This window comes from Nostoc sp. (assembly GCF_036917655.1).
Classification (GTDB): Bacteria; Cyanobacteriota; Cyanobacteriia; order Cyanobacteriales; family Nostocaceae; genus Nostoc.
The window spans coordinates 66283-83234 of sequence record NZ_JBALCY010000028.1; the positions used below are offsets into that span (position 1 = coordinate 66283).

Below are 16952 nucleotides of genomic sequence, written 5' to 3' on the forward strand. Positions count from 1 at the left end.
GCGGAGGAAATTCCGAGTCAGAAGTTGGGAATATACAAAGACAGGGGACGGTGTAAAAAAGTGGGCAAGTGGCGGTAGGATTGTCAGCTTAACGTGAGTTCGACGAACTAAAAAACAGCAGGAGGCAGAGCAGGGGGGATAAAACAGAAAAGGGATTCGACCCCATCTGAACGAGAACCACTTATAAGAAGTGGGGACTCAGACCCATGTTCCGATGCAGCTTCACAGCTCTTGGATGGCTTCATTTCTCCCCGCTCCCTGCCCCCTTCCCCCTTCCCCCTGCCTCTTCTTGACAACCCGATTTTCTGCGGTTTGTGTGAGGACAAAAAGCTGAACGCTTCGGCAATTGAGTCTGCGTAATACAACGCTTGCGGTACATGACTGCGAAGTTCTACGCTGGAAAACTTAAGCAGTTAGAATTGTTGACAAATGAAAAATTGTTTGAAACTTACCTTTGACAGCGGACAAACAGCATTAGCTATTCGAGTTGATCAACAAGCTGAATTACCAGATGCTCTTGAGGGAATAGGGCTTGGCGGTTCGCGTTCTGTTTTAGTAGTAGTGGGGGGTGCAAGTAACATCAGTGAAGCCGACTTTTTCCGCATTCAACGGTTGTTTACGGAAGTTTTAGCTCCCATCGCCGAAAGTTTGGGGGCTTATGTTGTGGATGGAGGTACGGATGTGGGAGTCATGCAATTGATGGGTGAGGCTCGTACCCAGATAGGTGCTAAGTTTGCTTTGATTGGTGTAGCACCCGAAAGCAAAGTGGCTTTACCTAATCAACCAGAACCTGCTGCTGATTTGACACCGTTAGAGCCAAACCATACTCATTTTGTACTGGTTCCTGGCAATAATTGGGGCGACGAGTCTACTTGGATATCTCAGGTTGCAACTGTGCTGGCCAATAATGCACCTTCGCTGACTGTACTTTTGAATGGTGGTGAGATTACCTTTGATGATGCGTTTTCTAGCGTTAATGCTGGAAGGTTAGTTGTTGTGATTGCTGGTAGTGGTAGAACCGCAGATATCCTTGCAGATGCCTTGCGTGGACAGGCTACAGATGAGCGAGCTAAAAAGTTAGCTAAATCTGGTACATTACAATACATCGACTTAATCGACATAGAGAAGGAAGTTGAAAACTTAGGCAAAATAATTAAGAATTTGCTTTCTAGTTAGGAGTGAATAATGGCAAAAAAAGATAGTTATCAGGAATTTTTAAAGCAAGATTTTAACAAGTTATTTGAAGGGATGAAGTTAGGCGATGTGCAAAGGCATTTTTTGCGATCGCGCTGGTTAGACCAAGTACTCTGGATGGAAGGCAAGGCGAATTTATCACGCGATCGCCATTATTTGTTGCGGATAACAACTATTGTTGGTGGTGTAATTCTCCCGGCATTGGTAAGTCTAAACATTAACACTACTCGATCAGTTAACGATAGAGTCAAGAATGTCATTATCTGCTCAACTTTTAGCTTGAGCCAAATAGTTGCTATTAGTGCTGCCATTGAAGAGTTTTTTCACTATGGAGAACGTTGGCGACACTATCGCCGGACTGTCGAATCTTTGAAAAGCCAAGGGTGGCAATTCTCACAGTTTACAGGCCCTTATCGTAATTATACAAGCCACGAACAGGCGTTTAATCTTTTTGCCGGTCATGTAGAAGATATTATTCAACGAGATGTGGAAATATATGCCACTCAAGTTGTACAAGAAAAGAAAGAAGAACCACAGACTCAGGAAAACTATATCCTGATGCCAAATGCAAAGATAACCAATTTGGAAGAGAAGAAAGAAGAAGAATAAAATCGGGAAAACAATATACAGCAGTAGTTAGGAGTTAGGAGTTAGGAGTTAGGAGTTAGGAGTTAGGAGTTAGGAGTAAAATTTGCTCTAGTCCCCTCCTTTTTAAGGAGGGTTAGGGAGGATCAAGTATTAACCTAAGCGGATTGATTTAAAAGCACTCTCATCTGCGATCGCTAAGAGCTAGATATTATCGATTTTTTAAATAAACTCTCTCCTCTGTTAGATAGAGAAATAGTTCATCAATATGTTCGGATATGTATCTCTTAGTAGTGTAAGGTTAAATTTTGAATTTTGAATCCTTCAATCCAAAATCCAAAATTTAAAATCTAAAATTCGATGAGTTAATTAACCGCCCTTGGGTACAGTATCTCCAGGCCCGGCGGTGACAATTACCAGATTTTCCGGCTTAATGAAATCCGCAATTACCTGTTGCATCTGAGCCATAGTGACTGCTTGAATCCGCTGGGGGAAGTCTCGAATTTCTGATCGTGAAAGTCCTAAGACAGCATTATCTAAAATGATGCTTGATACATCACTGGGATTAGCTAAATCCACAGGGTAGCTATTGGTAATTGAGCGTTTTGCCGCGTTGAATTCAGCTTCACTTACTCCTTGCTCACGCAACTGTTTGAGTAAAGCCAAAGTACTGGCGATCGCTTTTTGGGTATCTCCAGGAGCAGTCTGCATCTGAATCAAAAACGGGCCGGGATTGATTCCGGCGGCAAAAGCACTGTAAATACCATAGGTTAGACCTTGGCGATCGCGCACTTCCGTACCCAAGCGGCTCGATAAGGTATCACCACCCAAAATTTGATTCAGTACCAGTGCTGCATAAAAACGCGGGTCTTTCCGAGCGATGCCGTTGTAGCCGATGTAGGTAACAGCCTCAGCTTTACCAGGAATTACTTTGTTTAAACGTGTCGAAGTTTGCGGTAATGGCACGGATGATATTTTCAGCACAGGTGGCTTACCTGTGGCTTGCCACTTGCCAAACGCCTGATTTAGCAAAACTTTTACCTTAACCGGATCAAAGTCTCCAACTAAGGCGATCGTTGTGTTATCTGGTCGGTAGTGTGTCTGGTAAAAGCCAAGCAAATCATCACGAGTAATGCTCTTTAAGCTCTCAAATGTGGGAAAGCTGTGGAATGGATGATTTTCTGGGTAAATTGCTTGCTGAAATACTTGTCGTCCCAGTCCTCTGGGGTCATCTAGCTGGACTTTAAGACTTGTTAACGCCCTCTGACGACTGAGTTCTAACTGGTCGGCTGGGAAAGTGGCGTTTTCTAACACATCTGCCAGAGTTTGAATCAATATCGGCAGATTTGCTGAAAGTCCCTGACCGCTAATACTAGCTCCCTCGCGGCTGGCACCGAAGTTCAAATCGGCTCCCCGATCTTCTAAGGTTTTTGCTAGGGTAAGAGCATTTTTAGTCTGCGTCCCATTCATTAAGTTGTTCGCAGTCAGATTCGCTAATCCAGCTTTTTGATTGCCGTCAAATTCAGTACCGGCGTCAATTTGTCCACTTAGGTTAATGGTGGGGAGGTTGCGATCCGTTAACAGCAGAACCCGCAAACCATTATTCAAGGTAAACTCTTCTGGTAGTGATTGTTTGCCCGAATCTGTAGCTGATGTAGCAGGTGGGAGATATTTGGCCAGTTCTGCTGGATCTACAGGTTTACCGGGGCTGAAATTTTCCACTGTGCGACTCGAACCAGCGTTGGAAGTTCCTGGTTTACCATCTGGTTGAGTTGGCTCAAAGAAGCCGATGGTTTGTTTAGCCGGATTGAGGTAAGTTTTTGCTACTTGCTGTACCTGGGCTGGAGTGACTTTTGCGATCGCAGCGAGATACCTTTCAATAAAACGATAATCGCCGGCCACAGTTTGGTTATATCCCAGTTGGCTAGCCTGACTAGTGATGTCTTGATTACCCAAGATATACGAGGCTTGCAGTTGCGTCTTTGCCCGGTTCAATTCTTCTGTGGTGACTGGCTCCTGTTGCAATTTTGCTAAAGATTCCTGGAGCACCTGGGCAATTTTCCCCAACTCTTGACCCGGAGCCGCCGTAGCATTAATCTCATACCAACCTGGTTCGATGAGTTCAGCTGCACCGCCACTCACTGAACTAGCAAGTCCAGATTCCACCAAAGCCTGGTAAAGCCGAGAGCTACGTCCACCGGTGAGGATGGCATCCATTACATCAATTGCCGGGACATCAGGATGTTTGATATCTGGCAGAGGATACACCGCTTGCAATATTGCTGCACTTCCAGGTTGCTTGAGGACAATTGGCGCTTTTTTAGTAACAGGGGTAGGGGTAGACGAGGAAGCGTCAACGATGGAATAAGATGCTAAGAAATGATCAAGTGCTCTGCTTGCGTTATCAAGTGCGTCATAAGATTCCCTGTCCTTTTTTGCTCGTTGCGATAACTTACCAAAAGTTTCTTTAACAACTTTGAGTACAGGTTCTGTAGCAAAATCCCCTGTAATCACCAGTGTCGCATTTTCTGGACTGTAGTAGGTTTTGTAATAATTCCGCACCTGCTCCACCGTGAATTTTTCTACATCAGATTTTGTGCCTCCCACAGGTAAGCCATAGGCTCTGCTAGGGAAAGCATCTCGCATCACTGCCCGACTCAGACGATAGCCTGGTGAATTTTCGTACCCCTGTAACTCGGAGATCACCACCCGCTTTTCACTTGTAAGTTGCTCAGGCCCAACTAAGGAGTTTTCCATGCGATCGGCTTCCAGTGTCAGCAGTGCTTCAAGTTTGTCTCGTTGCACTGTGCCAAAGTAAGCTGTTTCGTCATAACTAGTAAAGGCATTGAACTGGCTACCCAAGGCACTAAACAACCTGCCAAACTGCACTGGACGGTCAGTTGTACCCTTGAACATCAAATGTTCTAGTTGGTGAGAAATGCCATTCTCTCCCTTAACCTCATTACGTGAACCAACTTTATACCAAACTTGTACGCTCACTACTGGAGCGGTATGGACTTCTTTAGTTAGCACTGTTAAGCCGTTGTCCAATACCGTTTTTTGCACCCCTTGGGTGAACGAGAGAGCAGATACAGGTGCGACTGCTGTCGGTGTTGCAGCATTGGTGAAATTGCCTGAAAAAGGCACAATACTTAGGAAAAGGCTAAGTAAAAACCCGATAAGCATATATGAGCGTAGCTTCATAAGCAATGCGAAATTCAAAATCTATGATTATAAAACAAAACTCTAGTGCCGGTTTGAAAAAGTCAAAAGACTTACATTTTCAGCTTTTTCACCATTTTCAATGGTAGCTTTATTTTTGCCGTTGAGTACTAAGGACTAGGGACTAATATTTTTTTGACTTAGCATTATTTCAATACAGATGTGACTTTAGGCACTATCACGAATTATTGCAAGTATATTAACAATGGTTGCAATGTGTTCCAGTTGACAAGCTTTTCGGAGTATCTACCTCTACAATTAGTTTGATTCCTATTGTTATCCCATTAAGGCAGGTATCTCTGTCAAACTAGCAATAACTTTTTGAGACATGCAAACAAGAAATTTTATTGGATCATTCACATTAGGTATGCTGTTAACAGCAATACCTGTATTATCAGCTAATGCCTCAGAAGCAGTACCGAACTTGTACCAGTTTCAAGGGAAGAATGTCAGCATTACTTACTCAACTACAAGCTTTATTGGCAAGCCCCTGTTTACCTATAAAGATAAGCAACAGACATTAAACTTTACAGGTAATGAGCAGATCCGTAGTGTAGAAACAGAAATTGGTACACTAGTAACTGTAACTATCCGTAAAACAGTAGATACTGGCAGCACCACGTTTACCTTGCTCTTACCCCGTGTAAACCTTGGAAACAGCAACTCAGCCATAGTTGAAACTAAGGGAATCACAACAACAAACCTCTTTTCTGTGATCCCTAGATTCAACCAGGGACAAAGACAAACTTATACAACAATCCCTTTGACTGGTACAGCCCAAGCTGTTGCGTTTTAACCACGCATAAAGGATAAAGATATTAAACTCTTGCTCAGATGAAGCAAAGCGGTAAGGGTAAAGGTAAATAATTGTTTACCTTCACCCTTACCGCTTAACCTTAATTCCCTTTTAATTTGGCATCTGAGTGATAATATGCTCTGAATATAGAGCGGTTAGAATAAATGGTATCAATATTTGGTTGCAATTATCGCTATGGAACGCGAAGCCCTAACAATTCGGTTTCCGGCTGATTTACTTGTCAAAGCTAAGAAAATTAAGGAGGGTAACGAATCCCTGAATGATTTAGTAGTTGAGGCTTTGGAACGTGAGGTGAGTTATCAGGTTATTATCGTTATCGCGTAGGTCAATATCGCGTCATTTATGAAATAGATGATGACTTAAATCAAGTAACGATTATCTTGATTCAGCATCGAAGTAGAGTTTATAGATAATTTTAAGATGTATTTTAAAAATAGGTAATTTAAGCGATGCCTATGGCGGTAAACTACGCCTTTTTAGCTCCCTGAACGGTTACGTGTGAAATTAATTACCATTTAATTTGCTTAGGAAAGTTAGGAACTAACAAAGATTGACCTAATTCACCTTGCTCATTATAGAATTTCATTTGACCTTGTTCATTACATAACCATACTTCCACAGCTTGAGGGGAGCATGTCAACTTTGTTAGAACAAACGAACTAAACAGGTTCTAAAGCTGGTTATTAAGATAAGCACAGCGATGCTTGAGAACTTGAGAGACGTTAGATTCATCCCATTGTGCTCCAGAGATTTTTAATCGCCGATCTATCTGTTTGATAGTAGACTCGATGGCACCAGAACCAATAGAACAAATACCTTCGGTTTGATAATAATCATAATTCACAATTCGATGCCGATGGGTTTCCAAATACTGGCAAAAATTTTGAGCTTTTTTAGCTTTCAGTGGAGAAATCAGAGCGAGAGTTTCATGAACTTTTCCTTGCCAGAGAAGAGTTTCCGCAGCTTTGAGCCGTTTGAGAGAACCACCAACTTTATGTAGATTTTCGATCAGATGAAACCAATCTAAAATCTCCCGTCTTTCTCCTGGACAATTAAATTGTCGAATTATTTTCCAAATCCCTGGATGTCCATCACCTAAGCAAGTTAATGGATTGGCCAACTGTTGTTGATTTACCCAATCGACTAAAGCTTCATTTTCACCCAATCTAGCTACTTTTATTTGTTGGTTGATACAGATGGCTTTATAGTCTTTCCAGATGCATGGCTCTCTTTTTATTTCAGTCCTAAGCCTCACCTTACCGCCGTCTACGCTAATTTCTTCTAGCTCTTGTTCACATTCTATTTCGGGAAACTCATACCGCTGAACGATTCTTTGTTGTGTATTAGCAGAAATCGACATACCGGTATATTTATAAATATCTTTTGCTGCATTTTCATAGGAGACATTTGCACTTGCTCTCAAGCAACATTGCTCTAAATAAGGACTTATTTTTTGATTTTTGTCTAGTTTTAACTTTCGTGCTTGTTTCTCACTGACTGGTAATTCTCCGAGAATACTTTTGATTGTTCTTACTCGTCCGGATGAAGTTCCTGTTGCTTCTTTGAGAAAAAAACCCCTAATTCTGGTGTAATGTATTCTAGAGTTTGCGCTCTAATTGTTTTTTCAATCCCGGCTAGACTCTCTAATTCTTCAGTCTCTGCTTCTTGATACAGAATTTTTGCTCCGGCTTGAAGATGTTTCTGGAGTTTTCTCTGATTGGCTGGTTTCATTGTTGAGTAAGAATTGATTTCTTCCTCTATTTTCATTGATTCTGCCACTCTTCAATAGTTCATCTGTTCTAGCAAAGTTGACATGCTCCCATTCTTTTATGACTAAAAGTTTATCTCCGACAATCCAACTCCCGACAGAAATAAAAGAACCTTCTTTAGAAACAAATGGGAATCACCTCAATATTAAATACCTCAAGCTTGTTAATCATACTGCTAGTAAAAGAACAGAATGGTCTTACAAAGAATATCGTGAAATAGATGCTCTCTTCTATTTACATTGGGCAATGAACGAAGACAAGAAGAAAGGATTAAGCGAGGAGGAAATTAATAAGAAATTGGAACAAAAAAAAAAGGATGCAAAAAAAGCAGATCAGGGCGATCGCATTCTACTGTGCCAAAACCATTACAATTATGGTCATCGCGTAACTCATGTGGTGGAAACAGTTAGTTCCACTGCTGAGAAGACAGATGAGATGTGGACACGTCTAGTTCGGGTAGTTTGGGTTGTTGCACAAAAGCCTTGGGAGAAATATGCGCCAGAGCAAGAAAATGTAATTGGCAACTTTTCATTCAAAGGTGGTAACTTGATCAGTGCTAATGCTCCCTCAATTGTTCTAAATTCAGATGCACTGAAATAATTGAGCTTATGGAAATAATGTGGTGCGTTACATACACTGCGTTAACGCACCCTACTGGCTTGGCAAGGCTAAAATAGTGCATTAGATGTAGGTTGGGTTGAGCAACGCGAAACCCAACATTGATCGGAGTGTTGGGTTTCGTTCCTCAACCCAACCTACAAATTTTTTTGCAGCAATTTAGGCTTGTCACGTTACTACAAATAAATCAACTCCTAAACTTCAACATTCAAAGTACGCACCAAAAAAGCCCATTTATCTGCGGCTTCCTCAATAATTTTAGCCGTGGGTTTACCAGCACCATGTCCGGCTTTAGTCTCAATTCTAATTAGCGTTGGCGCATCACCTGCGTGAGCCTCTTGCAAAGCTGCGGCAAATTTGAAACTATGAGCAGGGACAACGCGATCGTCATGATCGGCTGTGGTAATTAAGGTTGCTGGGTAAGCTGTATCTGGTTTGATATTGTGTAGTGGCGAATAAGCATATAGCGCTGGAAACTCTTCTGGATTATCTGCTGAACCATATTCGGAAGTCCAAGCCCAACCGATGGTAAATTTGTGGAACCGCAACATATCCATCACGCCGACTGCTGGTAAGGCTGCACCAAACAAATCGGGACGTTGAGTTATGCAAGTACCCACTAATAAACCGCCGTTACTACCACCTGCGATCGCTAGCTTATCTGTCTTAGTATATTTATTAGCAATCAACCACTCAGCTGCGCTAATAAAGTCATCAAAGACATTTTGCTTTTTATCCTTCATTCCTGCTTGATGCCATTCTTCGCCGTATTCTCCACCGCCGCGTATATTCGGCATAGCATAGATACCACCCATCTCCATCCATACCAAAAGACTCACAGAGAAACCAGGTGTCATTGAGGCATTAAAACCGCCATAGGCATAAAGATAAGTGGGGTTATTCCCATCTAATTTAATGCCCTTTTTGTGGGTAATAAACATGGGTACTTTAGTACCATCTTTGCTATGATAAAAGACTTGTTTAGTCTCGTAATCAGCAGGATTGAAATCTACTTGTGGCTGGCGAAAAATAGTACTTTTCCCAGTTATCATATCGTAACGATAGATAGTTCCTGGCGTGGTAAAACTGGTGTAACTATAAAAAGTTTCGGTATCATTACGCTTACCTCCAAAGCCTCCGGCTGAACCGAGTCCAGGTAGTTCTACCTCGCGTACAAACGCACCTTTGAGGTCAAAAATTTTAATTTGGCTGTGAGCATCTTTGAGGTAATCAGCAACAAATTGGTTATTGAGTATGCCTAAACTTTCCAAAGTTTCCGCAGATTGGGGAATAAGTTCTCGCCAATTTTCCTTAGCAGGGTTTTTGGTATCAATCGCAATTACTCGTCCGCGTGGTGCATTTAAATCTGTGCGGAAATAAAAGACGCTATCATCATTTTCGATAAAGCTGTAATCGGCCTCAAACTGGTTAATCAGTTCTACGACCTCAGCATTAGGGTTAGTCAAATCTTTGAAGAAAACTAAATTCTTGGAGTCAGTTCCCAGCCAAATTGAAATTATTAGATAGACTCCATCTTCAGTAACATCGCCACTAAAACCCCATTCCTTTTGGTCAGGACGATGATAAATTAGTATATCTTCTGATTGGGGTTTACCTAGTTGATGATAGTAGAGCTTTTGATAATAGTTAACATCTTCTAATTGAGTTTTTTCATTCGGTTCATCGTAGCGACTGTAGAAGAAACCTTGATGATCGTGTGTCCATGATGCGCCAGAGAATTTAATCCACTTCAGGTAATCTTGGAGGTCTTCGCCAGTTTCAACATCGCGGACTTTCCACTCTTGCCAATCAGAACCAGAGGCGGATAGACCGTATGCTAAAAGTTTACCGTCTTCGCTAATAGACAATCCTGAAAGAGCAACAGTGCCATCTTCTGAAAGTTTATTGGGGTCGAGTAAAACTTTGGGTTGGTCGTCGAGGGTTTTCAGAGTGTAGAAGACACTTTGATTTTGTAGCCCGTCATTTTTGAAATAAAAGTAGCGATCGCTGGAACCGTCTGGCAGAGATTCGCCTTGTTTAAAAGGGATACCATATTTTTCATAATCCCAAAGTTTGGTGAGGCGCTGTTTAATTTTTTCCCTGGTAGGAATTTCACTCAAGTAGCCAAAAGTAACTTGATTTTGTGCCTCAATCCAAGTCCTTGTTTCTTCAGAGTCAGGATCTTCTAACCAACGGTAAGGATCTGCGACTGAAGTACCGTGGTAGTTATCGACTTGATTGCTTTTGTGGCTGGATGGATAGGTGAGGGGTTTTTTAGAGGAGGGCATAATCTCACGTCAAAAGTGCTTCTTTACATACTACAAAGATAGACCCAAGACGTGGAGCGTACACTGACCAAACCTGCGGGAAAATTCCCATTGGATAGAGTACCTGCTGGGTTACTACTAAGCAGCAAGCAGCTTTCTTAGTTTTAATGAGCAAGCAAGTATAAAGAAGCGATCGCTCATTTAATTTACATCGGAAAGCCGAAATACTTATCTAGTCTACCGTCTGCTAAGAAAAAACATCGTCTTTCCAACCTAAAGAGGAAAAGAGGTACGGGTGCTGTTAAAGCTGGGAAGTAAAACTCTAACTATTACGTATACTGCCATCAGTTTTTCTCGACATTAACCAATTTGGGGCTATATTAAACAGTTTGTACTTTTCGTCTGTCTAAAGTCACAAAACAGGGTTAGTCCAATAGATACCTAACCCCCAGCCCCTTCCCTACGAGGGAAGGGGAGTAAGATTCAAGGTCTCTCCAAGTGAGAAGATTAACAGCAGGATTTAGTAGACTACTTGCCACCAACCGAAGGCTGGGCCGATAAAACGGATAGTTGCCCATCCGACAACCATCAGGATAATGCCTATCCAGGCACCACGAGTAGTCCAAGCGACAAATTGTTCGGATTGAGTTTTTGTGATGGGAAGCCAAGGCAAGATTCGAGTCTCTTGACCGTATGTTTCCCCTTGTGTGGTTTTACGACGCTTTGCTTCACCCATAATCAGCAACTCAAATTTTACTTAGGTTCTAAATTTATCTTGCCAGAAATGATGGCTATAGAAAGGTAATAAAATGTAAATTGGGCATGGGGCATGGGGCATGGGGCATTGACAAATGACCTTAAGCTGAATTTTCTTCACCATTGTTAGAAAACAAACTGGGATCGAGATAGTTAATGCGTGCCAGAGGACTTAAAGCTGCGAGAATTTGAGCGCCGTAGCTGCGGTTAACCACACGACTATCAAGTAAAGCAACAATGCCTTGACTTTCTCGGACTGGAGCGATCGCTCTTTGTAATTCATTCAAAGCTGCTGGCAACAAATATAAACGAAACCAATCTTGATGCGATCGCTTATAACGAGCTACCCTACCAGCTACTAGGGGATTTTCCAAAGATGGTAAAGGTAAAGTAGCAATAATTAACAGATGAGGTGCCGGCAAGACTCGTTGATGTTCTCGCCAAAATTCCCAACCGCTAATCAAAATCCCATTTTCATCCAAACAAGTTTTTTCTACTTGCACCCGCGAACCAAACTCTGAGGCCAGAATTGTCGCAACTTGAGACTTGAGTGGTACATCTCCCACCAAGACAACCGTTAATCCTGGTGCTGTAGCACTTAGACAAACCAGTGTGCGGACTTTGTGAATAAATGCCGCTTGAAATTCTGGCGTGTTCGGTAGGGGCAACTTATAGGGTACATACAGTTGAATTGCTTCTGCTTGACTCTCCGAAGAGAACTTCAGGCAAGTTAAATCGTCCAAACCCAGGCGCTGTCGGAAAAGAGGAGCCTCAGTTTCCGGTTCGATAGCGCTGCCAATTAAAACTACTGGTTGTCGCTGCCAAATAGGCGAGAGGATTTCGCCTAATTCCATTGGGGCGTAGTGCAAAGAAAATGAACCTTGTCGATGGGCAATAGTCGCCCAGAAGAGAGGATGGGGGGAAAGATTTTCATCAAGGGTTTGAAATTGTTGCCAGAATTGTTTCCAAGGTTCTGGCAGTGCTTGTACTGACTCTAAAGCAGAATATAGACGCCTTAAAATTTCTATTTCTGGCTGGGAAATTAGATAGCACTCATAGGGATTGGGAGGATGCTGAAAAAGTTCGTGTGTCAGTTGTACCCGTGCTTCGCTAATTGCCTCAGCTTGGTTTGGGCAAGCTAGCATGAGTTGTTCCCAATCATCGGGTTGAATATCTTGGGTAAGTTGATGACGCACCCAATCTTCTAGATCATCTACCCCATCAATAATTGTGGGGATGCCTGGGGGAAAGCGATCGCCACCAGCAAATTGTCCTTTTAACCAAGCTTCTGGGGAGGTTAACAATAGCCCTTGGAATTCGGCACCAGGCCAAGCGTCACCTGTTCTAATCGGTTTGTTGGCTGGTAGCCACTGCTGTAAACGCGGAATTTCTACCCGCAGCAGAAGTTGCTGCACCGCTTCTTGAGCAACAATAATTACAGGGCCATGCCACATTAGGGCTGATGCTACGAAACTGGTACGATACCGCCCTTGATAGCCACAAACCGCCCCGACTTGAATTAGGGCGCTACGTCCCAGGCGCAAGGCGCGTGCTACCAACCTTGCCATCGTCAAATGATGGGGCCAGGAAGGGAACCCCGCTTGCGATCGCAAAAAGTTATGTAGTGACAAATGAACTTCTGCCTCAATCACACGCTTTTAATTCCATACAAAGTGACTTTTACTTCCAATTGCCCCATTTCTATTATGTTGTCTGCTTTGCAAGTCCAGGGTCAAAAGTTCAAAGTCCAGAGTAATTAATTTTGACTCTTGACTCTCGACTGGAGGCGGAGCTTTCCTTGCTCCGCTCTTGACAAATCACCAATTACCCTAAATTATGCCAACTTACACAGGAATTTCCAGCGAAGCCTTCAGGCATCCACTAGATCGCCAAGCCGAGCAAGCTTTACGAAATTTACCGGGATTTGATTTAATCGCTCGTAAATTTGTGGAATTTATCTACGAACGCCCTCAATTAGTCTATCTAATGGGTAACACCATTCAAGTTGGGCCGCGTCAATATTCCACTATTTACCAGATGTTTCGGGAATGTGTCCGAGATTTGGACATTTACCCAGAACCTACACTGTTTGTCTCGCAAAATCCCCAAGCAAATAGCTATGCGCTGGGGCAAGATAATCCTTACATAGTCATAAATACAGGGATACTAGACTTACTAGACGAGGCCGAGATTCGGGCGGTGCTAGCCCATGAACTGGGGCATATTAAATGTGGTCATACTATTTTAATTCAAATGGCGATGTGGGCGATGAGTGCTGCTTCTGCCTTGGGAGAATTGACCTTCGGCATTGGTAATCTTGTAACACAAGGCTTGATTTACGCCTTTTTTGAGTGGCGGCGCAAAGCCGAGTTATCGTCAGATCGTGCCGCGCTACTGGTGATGGATGATTTGAATCCCGTGATGTCAACGATGATGAAACTCTCTGGCGGTAGTAACAAATATGCCAATGAATGTAGTTTACAAGAGTTTATCAAGCAGTCAGAAAATTATCAGGCACTGGATGAAGATGGACTGAATCAGGTGTATAAATTCTTAATGTACAATGGCGCTCAGGGTACGATGTTGACCCATCCTTTCCCAGTTGAACGCTTGCATTACTTACGGACGTGGGCAGTATCCGAAGAATATCAGCAAATTCGCCGAGGAAATTATCAGCGATCGCCCGCTTCCGGATCAGTAAATGTTGCATCAGAATCTTCCGCAAATCAAACAGAAACTTTGCGCCGTCAAATTGAAGAATTACAACGAGAAATCGACAGAATGAGAAGACCTGATTCTAATTCGTAATTAAGGGGCAATAACCGTAGGGCGGGTACTGGCACAAGTATCAGAATTGAGGTTTTCGGCATTAGTAAATAGTGCCCACCCTACTTAAGATTGGTGCAAGATGTGAATTATACCACGTTATTTCACTCTTGGGGTTAGGATAAATTCAAAATAAAGACTTAAAAATTGCTTAACTATAGGAATCCTACTTGAATATTGCTCAGTATACTGAGAAAGAAAGCTTTGTATCTCAAGCTTCTAAGCAGCTGAGTTGTTCAAAAATCAAATAGGAGTCCTATATATCTGAGCATTAAATTTAGATGTAGGCATTTCTCAATATGGCAATTCACTTGACAAAACGGCTTTTTGTGTTCGCTGGTATTCTAGCTCTTGTCCTTTTCATGCCGGGAATTGCCTTAGCTGCACCCGTTCAACTCCATACTACTTCTGGTGTCATTTTCGCCCAAACGACCAAAACTGCAAGCTACTCCACCTCGTCGGAGATTAACCTGACTCCCCTCCAAAGCCAACAACTCCAGGCTGTGCGTCAGAGAAGAAACAGGGAAATTGAGGCAGTCTTAAACACATCGCAACGTGCTCAACTTACTCACAATCTCCGGGCTGGTAATAATATCAATCAAGCCCTACAAAAACTGAATTTGCAACCAGAACAGCAAGAGTTGGTAAAGGCGATCGTGCAATTTACTAACTTGAAAATGAAAGCTGTTTCATCTAGACATTCGCTAAAAATAGTACAGAAATAAAGGTTTTACTTGTAGAGTAAAATTTTGAGCCTTTGTCAGAGAAGATATCAATAATATTTTCTCTGACAGCCTTTTTGATAAAATGCGATCGCTTGATCGCACTTTTTCTTGTAGGTATCTCATCGTAAATAGTGCGGTTCTGATTCGCATGAAGTACATTTAAAAACCTCACCCCCAGCCCCTCTCCTTAGCAAGGAGAGGGGAGTGTTTGCGTGAGCAAATACGGGGTGAGGTGAGTTCTACCCGTTCATCCTCTGTAATAATACCCGTTTCCAACATCCGGTGATATTCGTTTACAGTCCACAGGCGGACTCTAGTTTGTGTCATTATGTATTTCCTTTAGCGATACCTGGGTTGGGCTACGCCTATGTACATCACTTTTAGGCGATATGATCATCTGCAAAGCCCAAATATCTCTTCCTCTCAACTTTTGCAGCATCTATAATTAATCTTGCCCTATTTAGTTCGTTACCATGTCGGAAGAAGATATCCGAGCCGCCAGGCTGGAGAAAGTAGAACAACTCAAGCAGCTAGGGACTAATCCCTACGCCTATCGTTGGGAATCTACCCATCATGCAGCGCAGTTGCAAGAAATATTTGCCGATTTAGCCAGTGGTGAAGAAGTTGATTTAGAAGTTGCGATCGCCGGACGCATTATGGCGCGTCGCGTTTTTGGGAAACTGGCTTTCTTCACCTTGCAAGATGAAACTGGCACAATTCAGCTTTATTTGGATAAAAATCGCATCCAAGAAAGCATGGCAGATATTGATGCTGATGCCTTCAATCATTTAAAACAACTCACAGATGCAGGCGACATTCTGGGAGTCAAAGGTACTATTAAACGGACTGAAAAGGGCGAGTTATCTGTCTACGTTAAACAATATACTATCCTCACTAAATCCCTGTTGCCCCTACCTGACAAGTGGCATGGATTAACGGATGTTGCCAAGCGCTACCGTCAGCGCTACGTTGACTTGATTGTTAACCCGGAAGTGCGGCAAACTTTCCGCCGTCGCGCCCAAATTACTGCTGGGATTCGTCGTTATTTGGAAGAACGGGATTTTCTGGAAATTGAAACGCCAGTTTTGCAAAGTGAAACTGGGGGTGCAGATGCGCGTCCATTTATCACCTACCACAACACTTTAGAAATGGAGTTGTATCTACGAATTGCCACAGAACTTCATCTCAAGCGGTTGATTGTAGGTGGTTTTGAAAAGGTGTTTGAATTGGGGCGGGTTTTCCGCAATGAGGGAATTTCGACTCGACACAATCCCGAATTTACGACGATTGAACTTTACCAAGCCTACGCCGACTACAACGATATGATGGCGCTGGCAGAAGGGATTATTACCACTGTCGCCCAAGAGGTACTCGGCACATTGCAAATCACCTATCAAGGGGAACCTATAGATTTAACACCACCTTGGCGGCGGGTGACAATGCACGATTTAGTTAAAGAATTTACTGGCTTGGATTTCAATTCTTTCCAAACTTTGGAAGAAGCAAAAACAGCAAGTAAAAATGCTAGTATTCCTGGTGTAGATGAAGCCCAATCAATTGGTAAGTTACTAAATTTAGCTTTTGAAGAAAAGGTAGAAGCTAATTTAATTCAACCTACCTTTGTAATTGATTACCCTGTAGAAATTTCGCCTCTAGCAAAACCTCACCGTTCTCAACCTGGTTTGGTGGAAAGATTTGAGTTATTTATCGTCGGGCGAGAAACTGGGAACAGCTTCTCAGAATTAACAGACCCCATTGAGCAAAGAGAACGGCTAGAAGCCCAAGCTGAAAGAAAAGCTGCTGGCGACTTGGAAGCCCAAGGTGTAGATGAAGACTTTTTGACAGCCCTTGAATATGGTATGCCGCCTACAGGTGGTTTAGGAATTGGGATTGATCGGTTGGTAATGTTATTAACAGATTGTGCCAGTATTCGGGATGCGATCGCTTTCCCTCTACTCAAGCCAGAAGGCAGCGTTATTAAGCAATTTAGCTACGATCCAAAAACTCAAACACTGACTATTGAATTTGATAGTGGAAGTGTTTACGAGTATTTCAAAGTACCTCCTAGTGTCAAGGAAGACTTAGACAATGCACCGTCTAAAGGTCAATACTTTAACAAGTTGATTAAAGGGAAATTTAAGTTTGAACAATTGAGTTGACCTACTTAAGCATA

The 16952-nt window shown here is 42.6% G+C and carries 15 protein-coding genes; 9 read left to right on the forward strand and 6 right to left on the reverse strand.

What is annotated here, in order from left to right:
- The first annotated feature begins 429 nt into the window (after positions 1-429).
- Positions 430-1176: a hypothetical protein gene (locus V7K30_RS12100; RefSeq protein ID WP_334999376.1), complete on the forward strand. Its 747-nt coding sequence runs from the start codon at positions 430-432 to the stop codon at positions 1174-1176.
- A gap of 9 nt (positions 1177-1185) precedes the next feature.
- A complete protein-coding gene (locus tag V7K30_RS12105) occupies positions 1186-1803 on the forward strand; it encodes a DUF4231 domain-containing protein (protein WP_334999378.1) in 618 nt (205 codons plus the stop codon).
- A 345-nt stretch (positions 1804-2148) separates the two neighbouring features.
- Here V7K30_RS12105 and V7K30_RS12110 read toward each other — a convergent pair whose 3' ends face one another.
- A complete protein-coding gene (locus tag V7K30_RS12110; protein WP_334999380.1) occupies positions 2149-4983 on the reverse strand; it encodes a M16 family metallopeptidase in 2835 nt (944 codons plus the stop codon).
- Between the two features lie 346 nt (positions 4984-5329).
- Here V7K30_RS12110 and V7K30_RS12115 point away from each other — a divergent pair, with 346 nt between their 5' ends.
- From V7K30_RS12115 to V7K30_RS12125, 3 genes are all read left to right on the forward strand, one after another.
- Positions 5330-5797: a hypothetical protein gene (locus V7K30_RS12115; protein WP_334999382.1), complete on the forward strand. Its 468-nt coding sequence runs from the start codon at positions 5330-5332 to the stop codon at positions 5795-5797.
- Between the two features lie 195 nt (positions 5798-5992).
- A complete protein-coding gene (locus tag V7K30_RS12120; protein ID WP_334999384.1) occupies positions 5993-6142 on the forward strand; it encodes a YlcI/YnfO family protein in 150 nt (49 codons plus the stop codon).
- A gap of 23 nt (positions 6143-6165) precedes the next feature.
- Positions 6166-6231: a hypothetical protein gene (locus V7K30_RS12125; RefSeq protein ID WP_334999421.1), complete on the forward strand. Its 66-nt coding sequence runs from the start codon at positions 6166-6168 to the stop codon at positions 6229-6231.
- A 257-nt stretch (positions 6232-6488) separates the two neighbouring features.
- Here V7K30_RS12125 and V7K30_RS12130 read toward each other — a convergent pair.
- A protein-coding gene (locus V7K30_RS12130) for an ISKra4 family transposase (RefSeq protein ID WP_334999422.1) occupies positions 6489-7549 on the reverse strand; the annotation gives its coding sequence in 2 pieces (ribosomal slippage) (positions 6489-7393 and positions 7393-7549; 1062 coding nt in all).
- A 98-nt stretch (positions 7550-7647) separates the two neighbouring features.
- Between V7K30_RS12130 and V7K30_RS12135 the strand changes: the two genes are divergently transcribed.
- The gene (locus V7K30_RS12135; protein ID WP_334999386.1) at positions 7648-8187 is read left to right on the forward strand and encodes a hypothetical protein; all 540 of its coding nucleotides are present in this window, start codon (positions 7648-7650) and stop codon (positions 8185-8187) included.
- A 212-nt stretch (positions 8188-8399) separates the two neighbouring features.
- Here V7K30_RS12135 and V7K30_RS12140 read toward each other — a convergent pair whose 3' ends face one another.
- The 3 genes from V7K30_RS12140 to V7K30_RS12150 all read right to left on the reverse strand — a co-directional run bounded on the left by V7K30_RS12140 (position 8400) and on the right by V7K30_RS12150 (position 12880).
- Entirely contained in the window at positions 8400-10493 is a 2094-nt protein-coding gene (locus tag V7K30_RS12140; protein WP_334999387.1) for a prolyl oligopeptidase family serine peptidase, read from the reverse strand.
- A 499-nt stretch (positions 10494-10992) separates the two neighbouring features.
- Positions 10993-11208: a DUF2839 domain-containing protein gene (locus V7K30_RS12145; RefSeq protein ID WP_334999389.1), complete on the reverse strand. Its 216-nt coding sequence runs from the start codon at positions 11206-11208 to the stop codon at positions 10993-10995.
- Between the two features lie 121 nt (positions 11209-11329).
- Positions 11330-12880, reverse strand: a complete 1551-nt coding sequence (locus V7K30_RS12150) for an ATP-dependent DNA helicase (protein WP_334999391.1) — start codon at positions 12878-12880, stop codon at positions 11330-11332.
- A 184-nt stretch (positions 12881-13064) separates the two neighbouring features.
- Here V7K30_RS12150 and V7K30_RS12155 point away from each other — a divergent pair, with 184 nt between their 5' ends.
- On the forward strand, positions 13065-14036 hold the full coding sequence (locus V7K30_RS12155; RefSeq protein WP_334999393.1) for a M48 family metallopeptidase: 972 nt from the start codon (positions 13065-13067) through the stop codon (positions 14034-14036).
- A gap of 317 nt (positions 14037-14353) precedes the next feature.
- Entirely contained in the window at positions 14354-14779 is a 426-nt protein-coding gene (locus tag V7K30_RS12160) for a hypothetical protein (protein WP_334999395.1), read from the forward strand.
- A gap of 168 nt (positions 14780-14947) precedes the next feature.
- Here V7K30_RS12160 and V7K30_RS12165 read toward each other — a convergent pair whose 3' ends face one another.
- Positions 14948-15106 (reverse strand): hypothetical protein, encoded by a 159-nt coding sequence (locus tag V7K30_RS12165; protein WP_334999397.1) that lies wholly within the window; start codon positions 15104-15106, stop codon positions 14948-14950.
- A gap of 146 nt (positions 15107-15252) precedes the next feature.
- On the opposite strand from V7K30_RS12165, the gene lysS reads away from it, so the two are divergent.
- Complete coding sequence (lysS, locus tag V7K30_RS12170) at positions 15253-16938, forward strand: lysine--tRNA ligase (protein WP_334999399.1); 1686 nt, start codon at positions 15253-15255, stop codon at positions 16936-16938.
- The last annotated feature ends 14 nt before the right edge of the window (positions 16939-16952 follow it).